The 25350-nt window shown below is 69.1% G+C and carries 22 protein-coding genes; 11 read left to right on the forward strand and 11 right to left on the reverse strand.

What is annotated here, in order from left to right; all coding sequences use genetic code 11:
- Window position 1 precedes the first annotated feature (1 nt).
- The 11 genes from narJ to AC1DGE_RS07950 form a co-directional block, all read right to left on the reverse strand.
- Entirely contained in the window at window positions 2-622 is a 621-nt protein-coding gene (narJ, locus tag AC1DGE_RS07900; RefSeq protein ID WP_441418045.1) for a nitrate reductase molybdenum cofactor assembly chaperone, read from the reverse strand.
- A complete protein-coding gene (gene narH / locus AC1DGE_RS07905) occupies window positions 619-2313 on the reverse strand; it encodes a nitrate reductase subunit beta (protein WP_476892958.1) in 1695 nt (564 codons plus the stop codon). Before narH ends, narJ begins: the two co-directional genes overlap by 4 nt.
- The gene (locus AC1DGE_RS07910; RefSeq protein ID WP_476917251.1) at window positions 2313-6023 is read right to left on the reverse strand and encodes a nitrate reductase subunit alpha; all 3711 of its coding nucleotides are present in this window, start codon (window positions 6021-6023) and stop codon (window positions 2313-2315) included. Before AC1DGE_RS07910 ends, narH begins: the two co-directional genes overlap by 1 nt.
- A gap of 99 nt (window positions 6024-6122) precedes the next feature.
- Complete coding sequence (locus tag AC1DGE_RS07915) at window positions 6123-6872, reverse strand: LamB/YcsF family protein (RefSeq protein ID WP_476917252.1); 750 nt, start codon at window positions 6870-6872, stop codon at window positions 6123-6125.
- A complete protein-coding gene (locus tag AC1DGE_RS07920) occupies window positions 6856-7671 on the reverse strand; it encodes a hypothetical protein (RefSeq protein WP_441418179.1) in 816 nt (271 codons plus the stop codon). The genes AC1DGE_RS07915 and AC1DGE_RS07920 overlap by 17 nt, the downstream gene beginning before the upstream one ends.
- A gap of 117 nt (window positions 7672-7788) precedes the next feature.
- The gene (locus tag AC1DGE_RS07925) at window positions 7789-8364 is read right to left on the reverse strand and encodes a hypothetical protein (protein ID WP_476917253.1); all 576 of its coding nucleotides are present in this window, start codon (window positions 8362-8364) and stop codon (window positions 7789-7791) included.
- Between the two features lie 129 nt (window positions 8365-8493).
- On the reverse strand, window positions 8494-9867 hold the full coding sequence (locus AC1DGE_RS07930; protein WP_441418050.1) for an NAD-dependent succinate-semialdehyde dehydrogenase: 1374 nt from the start codon (window positions 9865-9867) through the stop codon (window positions 8494-8496).
- 231 nt (window positions 9868-10098) lie between these two features.
- Complete coding sequence (locus AC1DGE_RS07935) at window positions 10099-11733, reverse strand: fucose isomerase (protein WP_476917254.1); 1635 nt, start codon at window positions 11731-11733, stop codon at window positions 10099-10101.
- Window positions 11730-13262, reverse strand: coding sequence for an FGGY-family carbohydrate kinase (locus tag AC1DGE_RS07940; protein ID WP_476908907.1), 1533 nt, complete (start codon window positions 13260-13262; stop codon window positions 11730-11732). Before AC1DGE_RS07940 ends, AC1DGE_RS07935 begins: the two co-directional genes overlap by 4 nt.
- Window positions 13259-14014 carry an SDR family NAD(P)-dependent oxidoreductase gene (locus AC1DGE_RS07945; protein ID WP_476908906.1) on the reverse strand — a complete coding sequence of 252 codons (756 nt, stop codon included), beginning with the start codon at window positions 14012-14014 and terminating at the stop codon, window positions 13259-13261. Before AC1DGE_RS07945 ends, AC1DGE_RS07940 begins: the two co-directional genes overlap by 4 nt.
- A gap of 85 nt (window positions 14015-14099) precedes the next feature.
- Window positions 14100-14960 (reverse strand): fumarylacetoacetate hydrolase family protein, encoded by an 861-nt coding sequence (locus tag AC1DGE_RS07950; RefSeq protein WP_476917255.1) that lies wholly within the window; start codon window positions 14958-14960, stop codon window positions 14100-14102.
- Between the two features lie 193 nt (window positions 14961-15153).
- Between AC1DGE_RS07950 and AC1DGE_RS07955 the strand changes: the two genes are divergently transcribed.
- The 11 genes from AC1DGE_RS07955 to AC1DGE_RS08005 all read left to right on the forward strand — a co-directional run bounded on the left by AC1DGE_RS07955 (window position 15154) and on the right by AC1DGE_RS08005 (window position 25265).
- Window positions 15154-16473 carry an enolase C-terminal domain-like protein gene (locus AC1DGE_RS07955; protein WP_476917256.1) on the forward strand — a complete coding sequence of 440 codons (1320 nt, stop codon included), beginning with the start codon at window positions 15154-15156 and terminating at the stop codon, window positions 16471-16473.
- Between the two features lie 4 nt (window positions 16474-16477).
- Window positions 16478-16807: an L-rhamnose mutarotase gene (locus AC1DGE_RS07960; RefSeq protein WP_441418056.1), complete on the forward strand. Its 330-nt coding sequence runs from the start codon at window positions 16478-16480 to the stop codon at window positions 16805-16807.
- Window positions 16804-17760 (forward strand): aldo/keto reductase, encoded by a 957-nt coding sequence (locus AC1DGE_RS07965; RefSeq protein ID WP_476917257.1) that lies wholly within the window; start codon window positions 16804-16806, stop codon window positions 17758-17760. The genes AC1DGE_RS07960 and AC1DGE_RS07965 overlap by 4 nt, the downstream gene beginning before the upstream one ends.
- The gene (locus AC1DGE_RS07970) at window positions 17757-18608 is read left to right on the forward strand and encodes an amidohydrolase family protein (RefSeq protein WP_476917258.1); all 852 of its coding nucleotides are present in this window, start codon (window positions 17757-17759) and stop codon (window positions 18606-18608) included. The genes AC1DGE_RS07965 and AC1DGE_RS07970 overlap by 4 nt, the downstream gene beginning before the upstream one ends.
- 83 nt (window positions 18609-18691) lie before the next feature.
- Window positions 18692-19528, forward strand: coding sequence for a GntR family transcriptional regulator (locus AC1DGE_RS07975; RefSeq protein ID WP_441418059.1), 837 nt, complete (start codon window positions 18692-18694; stop codon window positions 19526-19528).
- Between the two features lie 125 nt (window positions 19529-19653).
- Window positions 19654-20238, forward strand: a complete 585-nt coding sequence (locus AC1DGE_RS07980) for a glucose-6-phosphate isomerase family protein (protein ID WP_441418060.1) — start codon at window positions 19654-19656, stop codon at window positions 20236-20238.
- A gap of 18 nt (window positions 20239-20256) precedes the next feature.
- On the forward strand, window positions 20257-21759 hold the full coding sequence (gene xylB / locus AC1DGE_RS07985; protein WP_476917259.1) for a xylulokinase: 1503 nt from the start codon (window positions 20257-20259) through the stop codon (window positions 21757-21759).
- Window positions 21759-22727, forward strand: a complete 969-nt coding sequence (locus AC1DGE_RS07990) for an NAD(P)-dependent oxidoreductase (RefSeq protein WP_441418062.1) — start codon at window positions 21759-21761, stop codon at window positions 22725-22727. The genes xylB and AC1DGE_RS07990 overlap by 1 nt, the downstream gene beginning before the upstream one ends.
- A complete protein-coding gene (locus AC1DGE_RS07995) occupies window positions 22727-23362 on the forward strand; it encodes a bifunctional 4-hydroxy-2-oxoglutarate aldolase/2-dehydro-3-deoxy-phosphogluconate aldolase (RefSeq protein ID WP_441418063.1) in 636 nt (211 codons plus the stop codon). Before AC1DGE_RS07990 ends, AC1DGE_RS07995 begins: the two co-directional genes overlap by 1 nt.
- Entirely contained in the window at window positions 23359-24273 is a 915-nt protein-coding gene (locus tag AC1DGE_RS08000) for a shikimate dehydrogenase family protein (RefSeq protein ID WP_441418064.1), read from the forward strand. The genes AC1DGE_RS07995 and AC1DGE_RS08000 overlap by 4 nt, the downstream gene beginning before the upstream one ends.
- Window positions 24270-25265, forward strand: coding sequence for a phosphotriesterase family protein (locus AC1DGE_RS08005; protein WP_441418065.1), 996 nt, complete (start codon window positions 24270-24272; stop codon window positions 25263-25265). Before AC1DGE_RS08000 ends, AC1DGE_RS08005 begins: the two co-directional genes overlap by 4 nt.
- Window positions 25266-25350: the final 85 nt, after the last annotated feature.

A 25350-nucleotide genomic window follows, 5' to 3' on the forward strand; every position in this document is an offset into this window, starting at 1 on the left:
GTCAGGCCCCCTTCACGGGCAACAGTCGCGGATCATACGGGTCCAAACCCACCGCCTCGGTGGGCGGCCCGTAGCCGGCCATCCGCATCACGGCCTGCTCATCCGCGGGTGATTTCCCGGGCAGGGTGGCGCAGACGGCCCGCAGGATCCGGGCGTGTGGGAGGTCGTCCCGGAGCAGGCCGAAGCGCAGCATCTCCAGGCTGGCCCGGAACCGGCTCAGCAGCTCGCGGCCGGCCGCCAGGTCCACCAGTGCGGCGTATTCCAGCACCATCGGGAGGTAGTCGGGCAGTTCACCGTGGGTGTCCACCAGGATGTCGCTTTGCCGGTAGGTCTTCTTGAAGTTCCCCAGCACTTCGCCGCGGCGCCGGGTGTCTCCGTCGGTCCAGTAGGACAGGTGCAGGGCGTGGCGCTTGCCGAGGTCGAACTCGCGCACATAGTGGGCCTGCAGCTCCAGCGGCGGGGTGGCGTCCAGCCGGTCCAGCACCTCGGCGAAGTCCGCCCCGGCGCCGGGAAACTCGGCCAGCGCGGCCCGCATCAGCGGCACCCGCCCGATCAGTTCCTCGTCCGGGTAGGACAGGCACCAGGCCGCGGCGAGGTAGACGACCTGTTCGCGGCGGCTCACGGCTGGTCCTCCGCCGCCGCCAGAGTGCCCGGTTCGGGCCGCTTGTCCGGGAACAGCCCGGCCGGCGCTCCCGTGCCGTCCCAATTCAGCAGGTTCACCCGTCCGCGCAGCGTCGTTTCGCCGGGTGCGGCGCCGGAGGTTTGCCGGTCCCGGAGGGCGTTGAAGGTCTCCACCGCCACCGGGACGGGCCGGCCGCTGGCCTCGCCAAACGGCGAGGAGTCCTGCATGCCCGGGCCGCCCTCAAAATCCAGCGAGCAGCCCATTTCCTCGAGGTCGTGCGCCTGCTCCACGTGTGCCTTGGGGATCACGTAGCGCTCCTCGTACTTCGCGATCGCCATCAGCCGGTACATCTCGTACATCGTCTGGCTGTCCATCCCCACGTCCTCCGGGATGGAGTCGTCCGGGTCGTTGCCGAGGCTGATGCCCCGCATGAAGGAGCGCATCGCGGCGAGCTTCTTTAGCACCGCGGTGACCCGGTCCGCGTCGCCGGCGGTGAAGAGTTCGGCAAGGTATTCCACCGGGATGCGCAACGCGTCGATGGCGCCGAACAGGTTGCCGGCGTCCTCGCCGTCGTGGCCCTGGTCCCGCAGCAGGTCCACCACGGGTGAGAGCGGCGGGACGTACCAGACCATCGGCATGGTCCGGTATTCGGGGTGCAGCGGCAGGGCGACCTTGTAGACCTTGGCCAGGGCGTAGACCGGCGAGCGCCGGGCCGCGTCGATCCAGTCTTCCGGGATGCCCTGGGCCCGCGCCTCGGCCTGCACTGCGGGGTCGCTGGGGTCCAGCAGCACGTCCATCTGCGCGTCGTAGAGCTCCTGCGGGTCCGTCACGGCGGCCGCCGCGGTGACGGCGTCGGCGTCGTACAAAAACAGCCCCAGGTACCGCAGCCGGCCCACGCAGGTCTCCGAGCAGACAGTCGGGAGTCCTACCTCCACCCGCGGGTAGCAGAAGGTGCACTTCTCGGCCTTGCCGGTCTTGTGGTTGAAGTAGATTTTCTTGTACGGGCAGCCGGTGACGCATTGTCGCCAGCCGCGGCACTTGTCCTGGTCCACCAGTACAATCCCGTCCTCCACCCGCTTGTAGATCGCGCCGGAGGGGCAGGAGGCCATGCAGGACGGGTTCAGGCAGTGCTCACAGATCCGCGGCAGGTAGAACATGAAGGTCTGCTCGTAGGCGAACTTGATCTTGTCCTCGGATTCGCGCCGGACCTTTTCCACGATCGGATCCAGGTGCCCGTTCTCCGTGGAGCCGCCCAGGTCATCGTCCCAGTTCGCGGACCAGGTGATCTTGGTGTCCTCGCCCGTGATCAGGGACTTTGGCCGCGCCACCGGGAAGTCGTCGCCCAGCGGTGCGTCCACCAAGGTCTTGTAGTCGTAGGTCCACGGCTCGTAGTAGTCCTTGAGCTCGGGCTGGACCGGGCTGGCGAAGATCCCCAGGAGCTTCTTGACCCGGCCACCGGCCTTGAGCACGAGCTTGCCGCGTTTGTTCAGCACCCAGCCGCCGTGCCACCTCTCCTGGTCCTCGTAGCGGCGCGGATACCCCTGCCCGGGGCGGGTTTCGACATTGTTGAACCAAACGTATTCGGTGCCCGCACGGTTCGTCCACGCCTGTTTGCAGGTCACGGAGCAGGTGTGGCAGCCGATGCATTTGTCCAGGTTCATGACCATGCCCATTTGGGCCATGACACGCATCAGTACTGCACCTCCTGGGAGCGACGGCGGACGGTGGCCACCATGTCGCGCTGGTTTCCGGTGGGGCCAAGGTAGTTGAACGCGTAGGCCAGCTGGGCGTAGCCGCCGATCAGGTGCGAGGGTTTGACCAGCAGCCGGGTCACGGAGTTGTGGATACCGCCGCGCCGCCCGGTGGCCTCGGACTTCGGTACGTCGATGGTGCGTTCCTGGGCGTGGTGGACGTAGACGACGCCGGCCGGCATCCGATGGCTGACGATCGCGCGGGCCACCAGGACGCCGTTGATGTTCACGCACTCCACCCAGTCGTTGTCCTTGACCTCGATGGCGTCCGCGTCGGCCGGGCTCATCCAGACCGTGGGTCCGCCGCGGGAGAGCGAGAGCATCAGCAGGTTGTCCTGGTATTCGGAGTGGATGGACCATTTCGAGTGCGGCGTCAGGTAGCGGACCACCACCTCCATGGACCCGTCCCGGCCGAGTTTGGGTTCGCCGAAGAGCCGGTGCATGTCCAGCGGCGGCCGGTAGATCGGCAGCGCTTCACCGATGTCCAGCATCCAGTCGTGGTCCAGGAAGAAGTGCATCCGGCCGGTCAGGGTGTGCCACGGCTTGAGCCGCTCCACGTTGATGGTGAACGGTGCGTAGCGCCGGCCGCCGGTCTCGGAGCCGGACCATTCCGGCGAGGTGATCACCGGGACCGGGCCGGCCTGGGTCTGCGCGAAGGTGATGAACTTTTCCTCGGACCCCTCGGACAGGTCCGCCAGTTTCCGGCCGGTGCGGACTTCCAGGTCCTTGAAGCCCTGCACGGACAGGGCGCCGTTGGTGGTGCCGGAGAAAGCCAGGATCGCCTCGGCCATCTTCGCGTCGGTGTCGATCGCGGGGCGGCCGTCCGCGGCGCCGCCGAGCATCACCCCGTTGGACCGGCTCAGCCGCTCCAACGGCCCTGCCAGTTTGTAGGTGACGTTTTTGACCGTGAAGCCCAGTTTGTCGGCCAGCGGACCGACGGCGGCCAGCTTGTCCGCGATGGCGGTGTAGTCGCGTTCCACCACGGAGAAGATGGGCATGTTCTGTCCCGGCACGGCGGGGATGGACGCGTGCCGCCAGTCGCGGACTATCCCGCCGGGCTGGGCGAGCTGGCCGGGGGTGTCGTGCTGCAGCGGCACACTGACCAGGTCCCGGCGGACCCCCAAGTGCGTCCTGGCCTGCCGGGAAAACTCCTGGGCCAGCAGGTGGAAGGTGTCGAAGTCCGTCTTGGTCTCCCACGGCGGGTCGATCGCGGGGGTGAAGGCATGCACGAAGGGGTGCATGTCGGTGGAGGACAGGTCGTGTTTCTCGTACCAGGTGGCGGCCGGGAACACGACGTCGGAGAGCAGCGTGGTGGAGGTCATCCGGAAGTCCGCGGAGACCAGCAGGTCCAGTTTTCCTTCCGGCGCCTGCTCGTGCCATTTCACGTCCCGCGGCTTGAGGCCTTCCGCGTGGTCCTTGCCGAGCACGTTGTTGTGGGTGCCCAGCAGGTTGCGCAGGAAGTATTCGTTGCCCTTGGCCGAGGAGCCGAACAGGTTGGAGCGCCACAGCACGAGGGTCCGCGGCCAGTTTTCCGGGGCGTCCACGTCCTCGATCGCCGGGTTCAGGGTGCGGTTTTTCAGTGCGTCGGCGATGTAGCCCGGGGTGTCTTTCGCGGTGCCGGCGGCGACGGCGGCTTCCGCCTCGTCCGCGATGTCCAGCGGGTTACGGTCGAACTGCGGGTAGAACGGCATCCAGCCGAGTCGCGCGGACTGGGCCATCGCGTCCGCGGTGTGCATGCCATCCAGGGCTCCGGTGGACAGCGGAGACTTCAGCGCGTCGGCGGAGTAGCCGTCCTGCCGCCACTGGTCCGTGTGCATGTACCAGTAGCCGGTGCCGATCATGGTCCGCGGCGGCCGGGACCAGTCCAGCGCGTTCGCCAGCGACACCCAGCCGGTGGCGGGGCGGGTCTTCTCCTGGCCCACGTAGTGCGCCCAGCCGCCGCCGTTGCGGCCCATGCAGCCGGTCAGCATGACCAGGGCCAGCACGGCCCGGTAGGTGGTGTCGCCGTGGAACCACTGGCAGATGCCGGCGCCCATGATGATCATGGACCGGCCCTTGGACTGCTCCGCGTTGCGGGCGAACTCCCGGGCCACCCGGATGCAGGCCTGCGCCGGGACGGAGGTGATCTCCTCCTGCCAGGCCGGGGTGTAGGGCGTCGCGGCGTCGTCGTAGCCGGCCGCCCAGTCCCCCGGCAGACCCTCGCGGCCCACGCCGTACTGGGCCAGCATCAGGTCGAACACGGTGGTGACCAACTGGCCCTCCACCTCGAGGACGGGCACGCCGCGTCGGAGCACGCTGCCCTCGCCGCCGGCGTCCTCGAAGCATGGCAGCAGGATCTCGGCGTTTTCAGCGGAGACCTCCCGCAGCGACAGCGCCGGCTCGATGCCCTCGAGGTCCAGGTTCCATTTGCCCTCGCCGCTGCCGGAATAGCGGAACCCCATCGAGCCGTTAGGGACAACGGGCAGGCCGGTCTTCTTGTCGAACAGCACGGTCCGGAACGCCGCGTCCTCAGCCAACGACTCGGCTTTGAGGTCCCTGGCGGTGAGGAACTTGGACGGGGTGAGGGTGCCGTCGTCGCGCCGTTCCAGCCGGACGAGGAACGGCAGGTCGGTGTACTGCCGGACATAATCGGAGAAGAACGGCACGTCGCGCTCAACGAAGAACTCCCTGAGCATGACGTGCCCCATCGCCATCGCCAGGGCGGCGTCGGTGCCGGCCTGGGCGGGCAGCCATTCGTCGGCAAACTTCGTGTTGTCCGCGTAGTCCGGGCTGACCGTGACCACCTTGGTTCCGCGGTACCGCACCTCGGCCATCCAGTGCGCATCCGGGGTCCGGGTCACGGGGACGTTGGAGCCCCACATCATCAGGTAGCGCGCGTCCCACCAGTCGCCGGATTCCGGGACGTCGGTCTGGTCGCCGAAAACCTGCGGGCTGGCCACCGGCAGGTCGGCGTACCAGTCGTAAAAGGACGTCATCACCCCGCCGATGAGCTGGATGAAACGGGTGCCGACCGCGTGCGAGACCATCGACATGGCGGGGATCGGGGAGAAACCGGCGCAGCGGTCCGGCCCGTAGTTCTTGATCGTGTTGACGTGCGCGGCGGCCGCGATCTCGATCGCTTCCTGCCAGGAGACACGGACCAGGCCGCCCTTGCCGCGGGCCTGCTGGTAGCGGCGGCGCCGCTGCGGGTCCCCCACGACGTCGGCGAAGGCGAGCACCGGGTCGCCCAGCCGGGCCTTGGCCTCGCGGTACATCTCCACCAGCACACCACGGGCGTAGGGAAAGCGGACCCGGGTGGGCGAGTAGGTGTACCAGGAGAAGGCGGCTCCGCGCGGGCAGCCGCGCGGCTCGTATTCGGGACTGTCCGGACCCACCGAAGGGTAGTCGGTCTGCTGGGATTCCCAGGTGATGATGCCGTCCTTGACGTACACCTTCCAGGAGCAGGAGCCGGTGCAGTTCACCCCGTGGGTGGAGCGGACCACCTTGTCGTGGCTCCAGCGGTCCCGGTAGAAGATGTCGCCCTTGCGGCCGCCCTCCCGGAACACCGCCCTGCCGTCCTCGGTCTGGTCCCATTTCGTGAAAAAGCGGCCAAGCTTCAACATTGCGTCCGAGGCGGGTCCATCCAACCCCGCGGGGCCTCCGGCAGTCATGCCCCCAAAGCTATGGGGCACCCTGCTCCCCCGATAGGGCCCTACGGCACTAGTGTCACAACCGCCACTTTAGTCTCAGCGCGGACTGCGAAACGGGACTCAGGCGAACGACTCGAGTTCGACGCCGGCCTTCTCCAGCGCGGCGCGGACGGCGGCGGCCACCTGCACCGAGCCGGGGGTGTCACCGTGCAGGCACAGCGAATGCGGTGTGAGCGTGACGACGGTTCCGTCGACCGCCAGGACTTCGCCCTTGAGGGCCAGCCGGAGCGCGCGCTCGACGATCTCGTCCGGGTCCTCGATCACCGATTCCTCCTCCAGCCGCGGCACCAGCGAGCCATCCGGGAGGTAGGCGCGGTCGGCGAAAGCCTCGTGGAACACGGGATTGCCGGCCTCACGGGCAATCCTGAGCAAGGCCGAACCCTCCAGGCCCAGGATCGGAAGCCCCGGATCGTAGGCCTGGATGGCGGCGACCACGGCGGAGGCCTGTTCGTCGTCGTGCATCGTGCGGTCGTAGAGGCCGCCGTGCACTTTGACGTAGTCCACCGAGGCGCCCACCGCATGGGCCACGCCGTCGAGCGCGCCGAGCTGGTAGAGAACCGCGCCGAACAAGTCGTCGAAGCTCATGTCCATGGCGCGGAGCCCGAAGCCGGCCAGGTCGGGATAGCCCAGGTGGGCGCCGACCCTGACGTCGAGTTCGTAGGCCGCGCGGCAGGTGTCCAGCATGGTGACGGGGTCCCCGGCGTGCAGACCGCAGGCCACGCTGGCGCTGGTGACGAGCGGGAACATCGCCGCGTCATCGCCCATCGTCCAAGAGCCGAAGGACTCCCCGAGGTCAGCGTTCAGATCCACGGGTTCCGCCTTCCAGGTCCGGGCCGGCTTCCGCGGTACCGGCGCCGGGCTTCAGCTCGCCGGGGATGGTCACCGGCATCGGGCCGAAGGCCTCCTTGGCGTTTTCGACGACGGCGCGTCCCATCATCCGGTTGCCCACGCCGCCCACCACGGCGCCGATGCCGAAGGGCAGGGCGCGGCCCAGCAGAGCGGTGCCCTGGCGCTTGAGCAGGTTCCGCAGGAAGGCCCGCTGGATCCGCTCTCGCACCGACCCGAAGCCGATCATCGGCGCCCTGCGTGCGAAGAGCGTGCCCCAGGCCTGGGTTGGCCCCTTGCCCTGCCCGGCGGCGTGGCCGCTCAGCGAGCTCAGCAGGGCGGTGCCTTCTTCGCCGAGCATGATGGCCATGACCAACGTGCTGGCCCTCTCCGGGTCGACCATTCGCACCCCGTGCAGTTCCGCCAGCGAGGTGGCGAACAGCGCGGTAGCCTCCAGGAATCCGACGGTCGCGGCGGCGGAGAGACCCAGCGCGGCCACGGTGCCGACGCCGGGGATAACGGCCGAGCCGCCGACGAGGGCGCCGCCGCCGGTAACGGCGGTCAGGTAGTTGCGTTCCAGGATGGCGGCGAGCTGCGCCGCGGTGGCGTTCGGGTGCTTCCGCTGCAGCCGGCGCAGGTTCGCCAGAACCAGCGGCCGCTGGATTTCCACCGCCCGCAGGAGCATGTTGTGGACGCCGGGCTTGGGCTTGCCGTCGGCGTCGAACATTGCGCTGTGGGCGGTCTTTTGGGCAATTCTCATTGCCGGGTTGCTGCGCTTGGCCATCATCGCCTCTCCGTGAACCGTAAGTGTGCTGAACATCGTCCAGCCTTAACACTAGGCCACGTGCCGCCTGGCCGCTCTTGCGCAGCCCCGGGCCGGTGCCGCCGCCGGGCAGGGACGCTAGAGCACCCAGGATTCGGCCAAGGCGATGAACGCCGAGGAGGACGGTCCCAGCGGACCGGGATAGACCGCCGGCGTGCCCGGCCACTCCACCCCGAATTCCGCGAGCCGACCGGTGCTGCAGGGCAGATAAACGTTGCTCAGGGCGGCGCTGCCTTCGCCGAGCTGGAAGTTGGGGGCGGTGAACTGCCTTCGGTCCAGGATGCCGCTGATTGCCAGCTCCGCCTTGTGGCCGGTTGCGCGGAACCCGGTCGCCGGGTCCACTTCCACCGTGAACTCGTCGTGGGTGTGCCCGATCCCGGTCAGCGGGAATCTGGACGCTTCCGGGAAATAGCGGGTAAGTTCGGTGGCCAGGGTTTTCGCGAGGGCCTCATTGGTGCCGTAGCTGCGCCAGCCCTGCAGGGTCGCAACCAGCAGGGCACTCCCGGCACCCCAGCGTGACCAGTCGGCCTGCCAGAACGTGGCGAAGCAGCTGGCCGGCTCGCCCCGGGAGTCCGCCGGGTGCAGCGCCAGGCCCGCGTTGATTCCCACGAATGCCAGGCTGCGCCGCGCCGCTGCGGTGGCCGTTTTCTCCATGTGAGGAGCCTAACGGGACGGCAACGGCTGCGGCCGGAAGGTCTTCACCTCCGACCGCAGCCGTGTCCTGGCTGGGTTTCCCGTCTGAAGCGGTCCCCACTGAAGCGTTCCCGCCCGGGGCGCTCCCGCTTAGCGCGGGGTGCGGATCAGTTTCTTGTTCACGAATTCGTCCATGCCGAACCGACCCAGCTCACGCCCGACGCCGGAGCGCTTGACGCCGCCGAACGGCAGGTCCGCCTGCGTTACGGCCACCGAGTTGATGAAGACCATGCCGGTGTCCAGCCGGTCCGCGAGGTCCTGGGCCTTGCGCGGGTCGGCGCTGAAGACCGAGCCGCCGAGCCCGTACGGGGACCCGTTGGCGAGTTCGACTGCTTCCTCGGCGCTGGCCACCTTGTAGATGACCGCGGCCGGGCCGAACAGCTCCTCGGAGAAGGCGCGCATCTCCGGCGTGACGTCCGTGAGCACGGTGGGCTCCACGAAGGCACCCGGGCCGTCCACGAGGTGGCCGCCGGTGCGGAGCGTGGCGCCCTTGTCCACGGCGTCCTGGATCTGTTCGATCAGGCCGTCCGCGGCGCTCTGCGAAGAGAGCGGACCGAACTTAGTGTCCTCCAGCAGCGGGTCCCCGGGCTTGATCCCGGCCATCCGGGCGGTGAACTTCTCCACGAAGGGCTCGTAGAGGTCCTCGAGCACGATGAACCGCTTCGAGGCGGTGCAGGCCTGCCCGGCGTTGCCCATCCGGCCGCCCACGGCGGCCTTGACGGTGGCGTCGAGGTCATCGGAATCCAGCACGATGAAGGGGTCGCTGCCGCCGAGTTCCAGCACGTACTTCTTCAGGTTCCGGCCGGCCACTTCGGCCACGGCCGAACCGGCCCGCTCGCTGCCGGTCAGGGAGACGCCCTGGATCCGGCTGTCGGCGATGACCTCGGCGACCTGCTCGTTGCTGAGGAAGAGGTTGGTGTAGGCGCCCTGCGGGAGTCCGGCATCCTTGAAGATTTCCTCGATCGCGAGGGCAGACTGCGGGCAGCTGCCGGCATGCTTGAGCAGGATCGTGTTGCCCAGGACCAGGTTCGGCGCCGCGAAGCGCGCCACCTGGTAGTACGGGTAGTTCCACGGCATGATGCCGAGCAGGGGTCCGACCGGAGCCGAACGGACGACGGCGGAGCCGCCGCCCTTGACCTCCAGCGGCTCGTCCTTGAGGAAGCCCGGGCCTTCCGCGGCGTAGTAGTCGTAAATATCGGCCACGAGCTGCACTTCGCCGCGGGCCTGTGCCAGGGGCTTGCCCATCTCGGTGCTGATCAGCCGGGCGAGCTCGTCCTGGCGTTCCCGGTACAGTTCTGCGACGCGGGCGATCACCTTGGCGCGGGCCTCAACAGGGGCGGCGCGCCAGGCCTGGAACGCCTGCTGCGCGGCTGCGAGCGCCTCTTCCACCTCGCCCGCGGTAGCGAGCGGGAATTCCTTCAGAGTTTCTCCGGTCGCGGGGTTCACTGTCTTGTAGGCAGTCATTGGTCCACCATCTCCGTTTCTGGCTGGTTAGAGCCGGTTCGGACGCGGACCGCCGTTGGCGCCGGATACGGCGTCGACGGCGGTTCCCGCCCATTGCGCGGGGCCGGCCTGCCTGCAAAGGCGGGCCAAGTCCCTTAGGCGCCAACCGAGGTGTCCCCGGGAGTATTCCATCCAGCCGCGGCCGTTGCCGTCCCCAGACCTCAGGGACGGCCAGCCGCCGCCACCTGTCCCCTAGAGTGCCACGTCGCCGCAGAGGTGGACCTGCACCCCTAGCTCGGCAAAGAATGCGGCCTTGGCTTCCAGCGCCTTGTCCGCCGTGGCGGCGTCCGGGGCGTAGACCACCTGGGCGTGGTTGGCCTTGTGGCGGGCCATCAGCTGATCTCGGCTGACGCCGTCGAGGACGGCGTGCATGATCGGCCACTGCGGGTCGGTCGCGTCCAGCCGGCGTTGGGTCTCCTCCGCCGGAAGCTCGACGACGTGGCCGCGGCCCAGGTCCACGTGCAGCCGGTCGTCCATGATGAAGACCCGCGACCAGACGATCTCCCCCGGCTTGGAGACACCGCTGAGGGTGCCGCCTCCCAGCGGAAAGAACATCTCGGGCTGTCGCATGGAGTACGACTTGTCGTAGCCGCCATTGTGGGAGGCCGGCACGGAGCCGGAGATCTCGAAGACCCAGACGAACTCGCCGTCGTAGTCGGCACCCCAGCGCACGTCGTGCAGCGTGGTGGCAGGATCGAGCCCCATCGCGGTCCAAATCCGGTTGGTGATGAGGGCGTCGACGGCGACCCCCTCGTCCACCTCGTTGAAGTGCGGCAGCGCCTTTCCGGCGAACAGTTCCCGGCCGCCGTCGCGGGAGTAGACGGGCGGGCGCTGGACGTTGTTGAGCAGGCCTTCGGCCAGGTCGGACGCCGGGACGGTGTCCTTGAGGCCCTGCTGGTACTGGATGCCGACGGCGTCGACGCCGTAATCGTCCGAGATGCGCAGCGCGGCAATGTACATCTTGAGCTGGCTGTGGACCTGGTCGGGGGTCAGCTCCGTCACAGGGTCGGTGCCGAAGTGGAAGGTCAGGCCGGCGTCGTCGAGCCAGCTCTTCACCGCGTCGGCCTCTGCGTCCGGGACCTTCAGCATCTCGGCCACGAGGGCGCTCTGCGAGAGCCGCTCCTTGTAGATGCCCAGCGGGTTGAGCATTTCGTCGTCGATGATGGCGTTGTACATGCCCATGCAACCCTCGTCGAAGACGCCGATGATGGCCTTGTCGGCCATCAGCTGCTGCGCCAGGGCGCGTCCCAGCCGAACCTCCTCCGTATCCGCCAGCGGCGGCAGTTCGCGGACGTGGCTCGTGTCGTGGGTGATGCTGCCGGAGGTGAGCCAGGATTTGAGCTTGCCCACCGCCCATTCGTCGGTGAAGTCCTCGCTCCACAGCGCGGAGTAGTCGACCTTGGCCTTGGTCAGGCTTCCGGTGAGGTTAAGCAGGCCCACCAGCCCCGGGAAGTCGCCCGCCCAGTTCGCCACGACCAGGATCGGGCCGCGGTGCGTGCGCAGGCCGGCCAGGACGTGGTGGCTGTACTGCCAGACGGCCTCGACAACCACCACCGGCGCCGTCGGCGGAATGTTCTTGAAAACTTCCATACCCATGCGCTGGCTGTCGATGAAGCCATGCCCGGTGTCGGGGTTGACGCCGTGCGCGCGGACCACCTGGTAGCCGAGGGACTCCACGGCGGCCGCGAAGTGCCCTTCGAGCTGCTGCTGGGTGGGCCAGCACTTGGTGTTGGCAGCGAGCCGCAGGTCGCCGCTGCTGATGGTGTAGACCGTGTTGGCCTCGGCGTCGGGGGTTTCCGTGATGGACGGGAAGGTGTAACTGCTCATGGTGTGGTTTCCCTTTCAAGGTTTTGGGGGCTCAGACGTTCCTCGCGTCCGGCGAGGGCGTGGGCAATGTCCTGGGTGGCCGGGTAAAGGCGTAAGTAGAGGTCGTACAGCTCCTCATAGTCCGCGCTCACGGCAGGGTTGGGGTGGACGGTCCGGGCGGGCGGATTCCACTCGCTGATCCGGACCTCGGCAACCGTGCCCGCGGCCAGATACGCGGCGCCGTAGCTGGCGCCGATGGTCTGGCTCGGAATGAGCTGCGGCTGCCCGGTCACGTCGGAAACGATCTGGGTCCACAGCTCACCCTGGGTTCCGCCGCCGACGGCCACGATGCGCCGGATGTTTCCGCCGGCCAGCTCCATGGACTCGATGTTGTGCCGGACGCCCAGTGCCGTGGCCTCCAGGGCGGCGCGGTACAGGTCGCCGCGGGTGTGCGAGAGGGTCAGCCCGGCAATGATGCCGCGGGCTTGCGGATCCGCCACCGGGGTCCGTTCGCCGGCGAAGTAGGGCAGCATCAGGAGTCCACGGGCGCCGGGGCCCGAGGCGGCGGCCAGCTCCAGCAGTTCCGGGAAGTCGAGGGAGCCGAACAGTTCCTTGAGCCAGGACGTGACCGCCCCGGAGGTGGCCATCCCGCCGGCCAGGTTGCGGGTTCCCTCGAACGCGCCGACCGTCCCCCACAGCTGGGGTGAGGTGACCCGGTCCGGGACGGTGTTGACCAGGAACATGGTGGTGCCGTACATCAGCATCAGGTCGCCATTGTTCTGGCTGTCCACGCTGACGGCTTCGCTCCAGGCGTCGATGGTTCCGGCAATCACCGGGACTCCGGCCGGAAGCCCGGTGGCGACGGCGGCCTCCGCGCTGACGTACCCGGCGGTGTCGCCGGGCCAGAGCAGCGGCGGAAGTTCCAGCCCGGGAGCGATCTTGCTCGCGAAGGGCGGATACCATTCCAGCGTCCGGGTGTCGTACAACGGCGTGCACTGGCTGGCGGAGTGGTGGTCCAGCACGTACGCGCCGGTGAGCTGGTAGGCCAGCCAGGAGGAGGGCATAAAAAGCCGGCGGCTCCTGGCGAAAGTGTCCGGCTCGTGCCGGGCCAGCCACGCCAGCTTGGGCCCGACGGCCTGGGTGGACAGCACGGAGCCGCAGCGCTCCATAATGAGCTCGTCGCCGCCCAACTCAGCGGTGAGGGACTCGATCTGCTCGGTGGCCCGGGAGTCGATGCCGTAAAGGATCGCCGGGCGCAGCGGGGTGCCGTCCTGGTCGGTGACGAGGACGCAGGGGCCCATGCCGCTGACGCCGACGGCGACGATTTGTTCGTCCGCGCCCGTGCCGGCCAGCAGTTCGCGGCTGATCGCGGCGAATTCCTCCCACCACAGGTCCCCGTCCATCTCGGCCCAGCCCGGCCGGGGCCGGCTTACCTCGTGGCTGCGCGCGGCGGAACGGAGCACCTTGCCCTCCAGGTCCACGACGACGCCCTTGCTGCTGCTGGTGCCGATGTCGACGCCGAGCACCGCCCGGACCGGCTGATCCGTCACTGTGCCGGCCTCAGGCGCAGGCCCTGCATGCCGCCGTCAACCGCCAAGGAGGTTCCGGTCGTGGAGCCGGAGGCCGGTGACGCGAGGTAGGTGATGGCGGCCGCCACCTCGTCCGCGGTGACCAGCCGGCCGTGGGGCTGGCGGGCGTTGAGGGCGGCGCGTTCGGCCTGCGGATCGTCGCTTTGGGCCATCAGGCGGCCGATCCACGGGGTGTCAGCGGTGCCCGGGTTCACGCAGTTGACCCGGATGCCTTCGCGGATATGGTCCGCGGCCATGGCCAGCGTCAGGGACAGGACCGCGCCTTTGCTGGCACCGTACAGCGCCCGCTGCGGCAGCCCCGCCGTGGCCGCGATGGAACACGTGTTGACGATCGCGGCGGCCGGCGAGCGCCGCAGATGCGGCAGTGCGGCCCGGCTGACCCGCACCATGCCGAGCACGTTGATGTCGAGGACGCGGTGCCATTCATCGTCGTCGTTGTCCGCGATCGTGCCTTGGGCGCCGATCCCGGCGTTGTTGACGACGACGTCGATCCGGCCAAAGTGTTCGGCGACCCCCTGGACTGCCGCGACCACGGAGGCGTCGTCGGCCACGTCGCAGCGCACCGCGAAGTGCCCCTTCGCGGCGTCCTCCGGGTTCAGGTCCAGGACCGCCACCGAGGCTCCGGCGGCGGCGAGCCGGGCGGCTGCCGCGGCGCCGATGCCGGAAGCACCTCCGGTCACAATCGCGACCAGCCCATCCATCTCCGTTGTCATGCTTGTCCTTTCCAAAGACATTTAATTGCTTGCTCGCCGCCTGCCGGGCCGGGCAGGCGGCGAGGCAGGCTGGCGCGGCGGCTGTTCAGGACTGCGCGAAGACCTGCCGCTGCCGGCCCAGGCCCTCGATCTCGACCTCGACGACGTCACCGGCTTTGAGGTACGGGAACTTGCCGGAGAGCGCCACGCCCTGCGGGGTGCCGGTGAGGACCACGTCGCCGGGCTCGAGGGTGAGGTACTGGCTCAGGTGGTGGATCAGGAAGTCGACCGGGAAGACCATGTCAGCCGTGCTGGAATCCTGGCGGGGCTCGCCGTTGACCCAGCTGCGGAGCCGGAGCCTGCCCGGTTCGACCTCGTCGGCGGGCACGAGCCACGGCCCGAGCGGGGAGAACCCGGGCGAACACTTGCCCTTGGACCACTGGCCGCCGGACTCCTCGATCTGGAAGGCACGCTCGGACAGATCGTTGGCAACCAGATAGCCCGCGATGTGCGCGGCAGAGTCGGCCGGCGAGCCGAGGTAGCTGGCGCGCCGGCCGATCACCACCCCGAGTTCGACCTCCCAGTCGGTCTTGGTGGAATTGCGCGGGATGAACGCCGCATCATCCGGGCCAGCGACTGTGTTGGGCGTCTTGAGGAAGATAATGGGAACCTCGGGCGGCAGCGCCCCGGATTCGGCGGCATGCGCGGCGTAGTTCATACCCACACAGATGACCGCGGACGGACGGGTGATCGGAGCGCCGACCCGGAGGCCGGCGGGATCCAGCGGCTCAAGCTCTCCGCGCTCCAGGGCGTTCCGCGTGGCGGCAATTCCCCCGCCGGCAAGGAACTCGCCGGTGATGTCCGAAGTCAGGGGAGATAGATCATATGTCTTTTCCGTACCTGCGCCATTTGCAGCAATCACGGCGGGGCGTTCCGCACCAGCGGGGCCCAAGCGAACCAACTTCACACTTCCTCCAAATCGGGCAACTCTGCCCGCCGCTAACCCGGCGGCCGGACCGGCCGCGCGGAAAGGTGTCGCACACCACAATACAGACCACACCGTCGTTGACAAGCCATACATCGGATGTTTACTGTCGAATTCACCGCCCGACCGGGCGACGCGAGATTCCGGGGCTGCCCGGAGCATGAGGAGTTCCCACGTGAGTACCATCACCGCCGTCACGGTCAGTGACGTCCGCTTTCCGACGTCGTCGTCCTTGGACGGCTCGGATGCCATGAATCCCGACCCGGACTACTCGGCGGCCTATCTGGTGATCGGCACCGACGCCGGCGACGACCTTGAAGGCCACGGCTTCGTCTTCACTATCGGGCGCGGCACCGAAGTGGTGGCCAGCGCCCTGACAGCCCTCGTCCCCTATCTCCAGGACCGGAACGCCGAGGAGCTGCTCGATGACATGGGCGGTACCTGGCGCTCCATGGTGCACGACTCGCAGCTGCGCTGGCTGGGGCCGGAGAAGGGGATCATGCACATGGCCATCGGGGCGGCCATCAACGCCCTGTGGGACTTGAAAGCAAAACGCGCCGGGTTGCCGCTGTGGCAGCTGCTGTCCCGGCTGTCGCCCGAAGAGCTGGTTGACCTGGTGGACTTCCGCTACCTCAGCGACGCCCTCACCCCGGAAGAGGCCCTCGCTATCCTGCGGGGCGCAGAAGCCGGCCGTCCGGGTCGAGAGTCCGAGCTGCTCCGCGCCGGCTATCCGGCGTACACCACCACCCCGGGCTGGCTCGGCTACGACGATGCCAAGCTTTCGCGGCTGTGCCGCGAGGCCGTCGCGGACGGCTTCCCGCTGGTCAAGCTCAAGGTTGGCGCCAACCTGGCGGATGACGTCCGGCGTCTGCGCGTCGCCCGGGACGCCTGCGGACCGGCCATCAAGATCGCCGTGGACGCGAACCAGCGCTGGGACACCACGGAGGCCATCGAATGGATCCGCGGCCTCGGCGACCCCGACCTCGCCTGGGTGGAGGAACCGACGAGCCCGGACGACATCCTGGCCCATGCCGCGATCGCCCGCGCCATCGCCCCGATTCCGGTGGCGACCGGGGAGCATGTCCAGAACCGGGTGGTGTTCAAGCAGATGCTGCAGGCCGGATCCCTCGAGGTGCTGCAGCTCGACGCGGCGCGAGTTGCCGGCGTGAACGAAAACATCGCCATCCTGCTCCTCGCGGCCAAGTTCGGGGTCCGGGTCTGCCCGCACGCCGGCGGCGTAGGCCTCTGCGAAGCCGTTCAGCACCTCTCGATGTTCGACTACGTGGCAGTTTCCGGGCAGCTCGAGGGCAGGATGATCGAATTCGTCGACCACCTCCATGAGCACTTCGTCGTCCCGGTCGACGTCCATGGCGGGCGCTACTGGCCCCCGGCCGCCCCGGGCGGCGGCAGCGAAATGAGAGCGCACTCGCTCGCTGAGTTCTCCTTCCCGGCCGGTCCGGCGTGGTCCGCTCCGGCTGAAGCTGTGGCAGGCTAATCCGATGAGCACAACCCCGGAACGCATCGCCCTGCACACCCGGCTCAAGCCCGGCCGCGAGGCCGACTACGACCGGATCCATGCGCGGATTCCCGCCGAGCTCGCGGACGCCATGCGCGGGATCGGCGTCCACAGCTGGCGGATCTGGCGCAGCGGACGCGAACTTTTCCACGTCGTGGAGGTCGAGGACTACGCCACCATGCGCAAGTTCCTGGCCGAGCACCCTGCGAACGTCCCCTGGCAGGCGGAAATGGCCGAGCTCCTCGAGGTCGAGGACGACTATTCGGGCGAGGACCGCGGCATCCCGATGGTGTGGGAGCTTGCACGGCAATGACGCAACTGCCCCTCGGCCGGCTGGGCTACGGCGCCGCCGCTCTCGGGAACCTGTATTCGAGCATGGATGACGACGACGCCCGCCGCACCCTGGAGGCCGCCTGGCTTGGCGGGATCCGCTATTTCGATACGGCGCCGCACTATGGACTCGGGCTCTCGGAACGGCGGCTCGGCGACTTCCTCCGCACCTGCCCCAGGGAGGACTACGTCATCTCCACCAAAGCCGGCCGCCTGCTGGAGCCCAATCCGGCCTTCCGGCCCGGCGAACCGGACACCGAGGGCTTCGCCGTCCCGGCCCGGAGCACCCGGCGGTGGGACTTCACCGAGCGCGGCATCCGGCAAAGCCTGGAGGACTCCCTGGACCGCATGGGCATCTCCCGGGTGGACATCCTCTACCTGCACGACCCTGATGCCTACGACATGGACGCCGCTCTCAGTGAGGCCCTGCCGGCCCTGCAGCGGTTGAAGGCCGAGGGCCTCGTCCGGGCCATCGGGGTGGGATCCAACTCCGCGGAGGCCCTGCACACGCTCGTCGATCGCGCGGAACTGGACCTGGTCATGCTCGCCGGCCGCTTCACCTTGCTCGAGCAGCCCGCCCTGACCGGGCTGCTGCCCCGATGCGTCGAACGCGGCGTCGGCGTCGTCGCCGCCGGAGTGTTCAACTCGGGCATCCTGGCCACGGCTGAAGTCCCGGCGGATGCCCATTACAACTACGGACCGGCGCCGCAAGAGCTGCTGGCCCGGGCACGGCGGCTTGCCGCCGTCTGCGCCTCGTTCGGGGTGGACCTGCCCGACGCCGCCATCCAGTACCCACTGCGGCACCCGGCCGTGTGCAATGTGGTCATCGGGGCGCGGGGCGCGGAGCAGATCAGTGCCAACATCGCCGGCATGGACCGGGCGCTCCCCCGGGACCTTTGGGACGCGCTCGAAGCGGAGGGGCTGGTTCCCCGGTGAGCGGGCTGCCCACGGTGGACTCGCACCTGCACCTGTGGTGCCTGGGCCGCAGCCGGTATGGCTGGCTGGATTCGGTGCCGGAGCTGAAGCGGACCTTCACCGCCGCGCAGGCCCGGACTGAGCTCGATGCGGCCGGCGTGGCGGAGGCGATCCTCGTCCAGGCGGACGACACGCTGGAGGACACCGGGTTCCTGCTGGAAACGGCGGATGCCGAGCCGTGGATCCGCGGGGTGGTCGGCTGGATCCAGCTGGACTCGCCCGCCCACGCAGGGGCCCAGCTGGACCAGTGGCTGGAATCGGACAAGTTCTGCGGGGTCCGGCACCTGGTCCACGACGACCCGCGGGACGGCTTCCTCGCCCTCGCCCCGGTCCGCGAATCGCTCTCCCTGCTCGCCGCGGCCGGCCTGCCCTTCGACGTCCCCGACGCATTCCCGCGCCATTTGGGGGCCGCGGCCGACCTGGCCGGGGCACTGCCGGAGCTCACCGTCGTCGTGGACCACCTGGGCAAACCGCCGCTCACCGACCCGGACGCGATGGCGCGATGGCGCCGCGAACTGACCGCGTGTGCGGGCCGCCCCAACACGGTGGCGAAGCTCTCCGGACTTCATATTCCCGGTGCAGAATATAACGCTTCCGCCTTGGCGCCGGTGTTCCATGAGTCCCTCGAGCTGTTCGGTGCGGAACGGCTCATGTACGGCGGCGACTGGCCCGTGTCGGTCCTCTCCGGCGGCTATCAGCAGACCTGGCAGGTGCTGAAGGAACTGATCGAAACGCTCAGCCCCGCCGAACAGGACAACGTCCTCGCCGCCACGGCGCGGCGGGTATATCGCCGCGGCACGGTAGCCTGATCTTTCCCGTCCGGGGCCTGTGGCGCCCGGTCTAAGATGTTCTTCAGGCGTGCCGACGCCGGATGCACAGAATGGCGCTTCCCATGACAAACCCCCCAGCCGCGGCCCCCGCGCACACCGCGGTGCCGAGCGACGCCTCCCCGGCCAAGATGGTCAAGGACGCATCGCTGCCGATGTACAAACAGCTGTGCGACCAGCTGATCCTGGAAATCTCAACCCGCAAGCTGGCACCGGGATACCGTCTCCCTGGCGAGCACGGGATGTGCGAACTGTACGGGGTTTCCCGCACCGTGGTCCGGCAGGCGCTCGGGCAGCTCGAACACGACGGCGTGATCGAACGGGTCAAGGGCAAGGGCACCTTCGTGGCCCCCCGCAAGGTCTCCGAAAGCCTGGTCCATACCCTGCGCGGCCTTTACGCGGACGTGGAATCCCGAGGCGGCAGCGTCTACAGCGATGTCCGCCGCCAGGAGCTGGTCCCGGCCGACGACACGGTGGCCGAAGCGCTCCGGATCCCAGCGGGCGAACCCGTCGTCGCCCTTGAGCGGCTCCGCTACGTTGAGGATTCCCCCTGGTCCCTCACCACGACCTACCTTCCCGGCGACATGGCCGAGATCGTGCTCGGGGCCGACCTCCGCAACCAGTCGCTGTACGCCTTGCTGGCCAGCAAGGGCATCCGGGCGCACCACGGCATTCGCTCGGTCGAGGCCACGGTGGCAAACAAGACGCAGGCCGAGGCGCTGGGCATCGTGAAGGGCGCCCCGCTGATGCAGCTGCGGAGCATCGTCTACGACGCGGCGGACCGGCCGCTGGAATTCTTCGTGGCCCACCACCGCGGAGACCAGAGCCGTTTTGAGGTGGTCATTGACGCCGCCTCGGCGGGCTCCGGCACGGCTGGCTTCCACCGGGTCACCACCGGCTGAACGTCCGGGCCGGGCAGGCCCGCGCCTCCTGACGATTCCCAAGGACCCACTGGGCATGTAACCTGTAATTACAGGTTGCCGCTTCGGCAACGGACCATTTGCTGATCCTCAGGAGACTTCTGCCCGTGAGCGAATTCATCACTCCCCCCGTTCCGCCCATGACCATCCGCTTCGACGCGCAGGCCGGCACTCTGTCGCCGCAAGGCCCGACGCTGGAACGCCGCATGTCGGACCTTGAAGGCCTGTTCGCGGACAAGGACGCCTGGAACGAGGCCGTCGCCAACGGCAACCCCGTGGTCTACTCGGTGGTTTCCACGCCGGTCCCGGAAGCGGACCGGGAACTCCCGCAGTCCATCACCACAATCCAGCCCGGCACCACCGCCGGGGAGTTCTGGATGACCAAGGGACACCAGCACCCGAACCACCAGGGCGAAATCTACCTGGGCATCTCCGGGCAGGGCGGGCTGCTGATGTTCGACGGCGAGAACACTTCCTGGGTTGACATGGCCCCCGGCGTGATCGGCTACATTCCGCCCGGCTGGGCGCACCGCAGTATCAACGTGGGCTCCGAGCCCTACAAGTTCCTCGCGGTCTACCCGGGCTGCGCGGGCCACGACTACGGCTGGGTCCTTGAACACGGCATGGGCCAGCGCGTCTACTCCGCGGACTCCGGCCACGAGTTCGCACCCTTCTTCGCAGCACAGGCCTAAGACGGAAGGACCGGTCCCATGATCATCGCTCACGATCTCGGCACGACGGGCAACAAGGCATCCCTGCACGAGCCTGACGGAACCCTCCTGCGGGCCGTCACCATTGGCTACGAGCCGCACTTCGCTGCCGGCGGCCGCGCCGAGCAGGACCCCGACGTCTGGTGGAACGCGGTGGTCCAGGCCACGCAAAAACTGCTGGCCGAGACCGGCGTCGATCCGTCATCGGTGCAGGGCCTGGTGGTCGGCGGGCAGATGATGGGGGCCGTGCTCCTCGACGGCAACTACGCGCCGGTCCGGCCCGCCCTGATCTGGGCCGACCACCGGAGCGTCGCCCAGTCCGACGAACTGGCCGGGGCCTTCGACGAGCAGGAGGCCTACGCCATGCTCGGCCACCGGATCAACCCCACCTATTCGCTGAGCAAGGTCATGTGGGTCCGGGACAACGAGCCCGAGGTCTTCAGCCGGGTCCGCCACGTCTGCCTTGCCAAGGACTACGTGGTGCACCGTCTCACCGGGCGGCTCGCGACGGATCACTCCGACGCCTCCGCCACGAACGTCTACGACCAGACCACCGGAACCTGGTCCGAGCGGATGCTGACCGCCGCCCGGATCGATCCGGCACTGTTTCCCGAAATCCTCAAGTCCACCGACGTCGTCGGTCCCCTCACCTCCGCCGCTGCGGCGGCCACGGGCCTGGGAACCTCGACGTCGGTGGTGATGGGCGGCGGTGACGGCCCGGTCGCGGCCGTAGGCGCCGGCGTCGTCTCCGAGGACGACCAGGCGTACGTCTACCTTGGCTCCTCCTCGTGGGTGCAGATCGTCACGGCCGCGCCGCTGATCGACCCGCTCCGCCGGACCATGACGTTCGACCATGTCATCGACGGGAAGTACGTCCCGACCGCGACCATGCAGGCCGGCGGCGCGTCCCTCCAGTGGGCCGTCGGACTGTTTTCCGACCGCGGCGAGAAGGACCGCTTTGATCGGCTCATTGCCGAAGCGGCCGGGGCAACTGCGAGCGAATCGGGACTGTACTTCCTGCCGCACCTGCTCGGCGAGCGCTCTCCCTATTGGAACCCCCAGGCCGCCGGCGCGTTCGTCGGCCTCGAGATGCACCACGGCCGTGCGAACATGATCCGCTCCGTCCTCGAGGGTGTGGCCTTCAACCTGGGAACGTGCGTCAACGCCTTCAACGACGCCGGGGCGGCCATCAGCCGGATCGACGCCATTGGCGGCGGTGCGGCCAGCGACACCTGGCTGCAGATCATGGCCGACGTCTGGGGCGTGACCGTCCGGCGCCGGAGCATCGTCGAAGAGGCCAACAGCCTCGGCGCCGCCGTGACCGCCAGCGTGGGACTCGGACTCGTGGACGACTTCAGCGTCGCCCGGGACCTGTCCCGGGTGACGGCCGAGTTCCAGCCCGACCGCGAAGCGCACGAGCGCTACACGGCCGCCCACGAGATATTCCTCGACGCCTACGGCCAGCTGGAACCGTGGTTCCCCACCCGCCGGGGGAAACACTGATGCCGGTCATCCTCGTCACCTCCCGCTCCTTCTCCTCCGGCGAACAAGACCTGGTCTCCCGCCTGGAAAGCCGCGGCCACACCGTTCGGCGTGGCCCCTCGGACCACTCGCTGGACGCCATCGGCGCCGATCTGGCGGTGGCGGACGGGTGGATCGCCGGAACCGGCGAGGTCACCGCGGCCCACCTGGACGCGGCGCCGCGGCTGAAAGTCCTGGCCCGCTACGGGGTGGGGTTCGAAGCCGTGGACGTCCGGGCCGCAGCCGAGCGGGGCGTGGTGGTCACGAACACCCCCGGCGCCAATTCCAATGCTGTCGCCGAGCATGCCCTGGCTCTCATGCTGTCCGTCCTGCGCACCGTTCCGGAGGGCGACCGCCGGGTGCGGAACCGGGACTGGTCGGTCACCCGGGGCCGCGAGCTGGGCTCGCTGACCGTGGGCCTGGTGGGCTTCGGCCGGATCGGGCAAATCGTGGCCCGCTTGCTCTCCGGATTCGGTTCCCCCGTGTACGCCTCGGACCCGTTCATGGGACCCGAGCTGATCAGGAGCCTCGGCGCCGAGCCCCTGGACCTGGCGGAAATGGCGGCCACCTGCGACGTGATCTCCCTGCACGCCCCGGGTGGCCAGCAGCTCATCGACGCGGCCTGGCTGGCCGCCGCTGCGAAACCGCTCGTCGTGGTCAACACCGCCCGACCGGAACTCGTGGATGAGGAGGCGGTCGCCGAGGCCCTGCGCACCGGAGTGCTCGCCGCCTTCGCCGCGGACACCCTGCGCGGAGACACGAGCGGGCAGGACTCCCCCGTGCTCGATCCGCAGCTCGCGGCCCGGGTGGTCATCACTCCGCACTTCGGGGCGCAGACCGTCCAGGCCGTCGACGGCATGGGGTCCATCGCCGTGGACAACCTGCTGGCCGTCCTGGAAGGGCGGACGCCGCCCAACCCCGTCAGCCCGACTCCTACGAAAGTGAACTAATGGCCGACCTCCTCAAACTCAGGCAGACCGGGATCCTCGCCGTCGTGCGGGCTCCCAGCACCGAGAGCGCCATCCGCGGCGCCGCCGCCCTGTTGGAAGGGGGTGTGACCGGACTGGAAATCACCTATTCCACCCCGGATGCCCCCGCCGTCATCCGCGCCCTGCGCGCCGAATACGGCGACAAGATCTACCTGGGCGCCGGCACCGTCCTCACCCGGGCCCAGGCCGAGGACGCCGTCGACGCCGGCGCGGAGTTCCTCGTCAGCCCCGGCACCGTCGCCGGGACCGTGACGGCAATGAAGGCCACCGGATCCCTCGTCATGGCCGGTGCCCTGACGCCCACCGAGGTTCTTACCGCAGTCGGCCTGGGTGCCGACGTCGTCAAGATCTTCCCCGCCTCCCTTGGCGGCCCCTCCTACTTCCGGGCGCTCCGCGGCCCGTTGCCGGACGTTCCCCTGATGCCCACCGGAGGGGTCACCCCCGGCAACATCGGTGACTGGTTCGACGCCGGAGCCGTCGCCGTCGGGGCCGGCGGCGACCTCTGCTCCACCGCAGACCTCGCTGCCGGACGCTACGACCTGGTCCGCGAGAAGGCCCTCAACTTCAGCGCCGCCTTGGAAAGGACGCTTGCATGAACGGCTACATGGGATTTGTCGGTGTGACCACCTCGGGGTCCTCGATCATGAAGATCTTTCCGCAGTGGGCCCGGATCCTCCAGCTGCCCACCGACCGGCTCACCGGCCACGACCTCCCCCTGGGGGCCAGCCGGGAACAGTACCGGGAGCTCGTCACCCGGATTCGCGACGACAAGGACCACCGCGGCGCCCTGGTCACAACCCACAAGATGGACCTTTACCAGGCCGCCCACGACCTTTTCGACGAGGTTGACGAGTTCGGCCGGCTCTGCGGCGAAATCTCCAGCATCTCCAAGCGGGACGGCCGTCTCATCGGCCACGCCAAGGACCCCATCACCGCGGGCCTGGCGCTCGAGGAATTCCTGCCGCCGGGCCACTTCAAGGAAACCGGCGCGCACGTTATCTGCCTGGGCGCCGGCGGCGCCGGAACCGCCCTGAGCTGGTACCTGGCCGGCCACACGGACGCGCCCGAGAAGATTGTCTGCACCGACACCAGCCCGGTCCGGCTCCAGCACCTGGCCGACGTCCACGCCCGGGGCCAGCTCCCCGCTGCCCTCTTCGAGTACCGGCTGGTCGAGGGCCCCGGGGACACCGCGCGGGTGATGGCCGAAGCCCCGGCGGGCAGCCTCGTGGTCAATGCCAGCGGCCTCGGCAAGGACCGGCCGGGATCGCCCCTCCCGGACGGCGTCGATTTTCCCCGCGACGCGATCGTGTGGGAGTTCAACTACCGCGGCTCCCTCGAGTTCCTGGCCCAGGCCCGGGAACAGGCGGAACGGCGCCAGCTGACCGTCGTAGACGGCTGGCGCTATTTCATCCACGGCTGGAGCCAGGTCATCGCCGAGGTGTTCGACGTCGAACTCACCGACCAGCTGCTGGACCAGCTGGCCGAAGCCGCGGCCAGCGCAAGATGACCTTTGTCCGCACCGTCCTCGGCGACATCGAACCGGCGTCGCTCGGACCGACGAACTACCACGAGCACCTGTTCCAGTCCTCTCCTCTGTTGCCCGGGGACGAGCTGGACGACGAGGCGCTGTCCGGCCGGGAAGCAGCCCTGCTGCGCGGCGCCGGCATGACGGCGATGGTGGAGGCGACCCCGCTCGGCCTGGGGCGCAATCCCGCGGCGGCGGCACGCATCGCCGCCGCCGCGGGGCTGCACATCGTCGCCACCACGGGTGCCCACCGGGAGGCGCACTACCCCGAAGGGCACTGGTTGCGCGGGGAGCGGGAAGAGAAACTTGCCCGGCGGTTCACCGTTGAGCTCACGGCAGGCTGCGGGTCACCCGACGAATCCGCAGCGCCATCGGCGGCCGTCTCCGGCCCGGAGGCCGGCGCTGCCGTCTCCGGCCCGGCGCCGGTGCGCGCTGGGTTGTTGAAGGCCGGGATCGGCTACTGGTCCATCACGGCCTTCGAACGCCGCGTGCTGGCGGCCGTGGCGGTGGCCCACGCCGTCACCGGCGCCCCGGTCATGGTCCACCTGGAGTTCTGCACAGCAGCCCACGAACTGCTCGACCTCCTGGCCGCCGCCGGCGTCCCGGAGTCCCGCGTGGTCCTGGCCCACGCCGACCGCAACCCCGACGCCGGGCTGCACCTCGAGCTGGCCTCCCGCGGCGCCTACCTGGGCTACGACGGCATGGCCCGGCCCAAGGGCCGCACGGACGCGGAGATCATCACCCTCGCCGAGCAGGTCATCGCCGGCGGCGGTGGAGGCCGCCTGCTGCTCGGCGGCGACGTCGCCCGGCGCACCCGGTACGTCTCCTATGGCGGGATGCCCGGCCTGGCCTACCTCTCCGAGCGCTTCGTTCCGCGGCTCGCGGACCGCGTCGGCGCTGCCGCGGTGGACCGGATCCTGGTGGGCAATGCCGCCCGGGTGCTGCAGTGGCGCACCGGCCCCGAGCCCGACTAGGCAACGCCGGTCCGCCGACCGGCCGCAGCACACACAGAGAGAGGCCCCGGAGAAATCCGGGGCCTCTCTTGTGTGTGCTGCCAGG

Source organism: Arthrobacter sp. 05N425 (assembly GCF_056397125.1).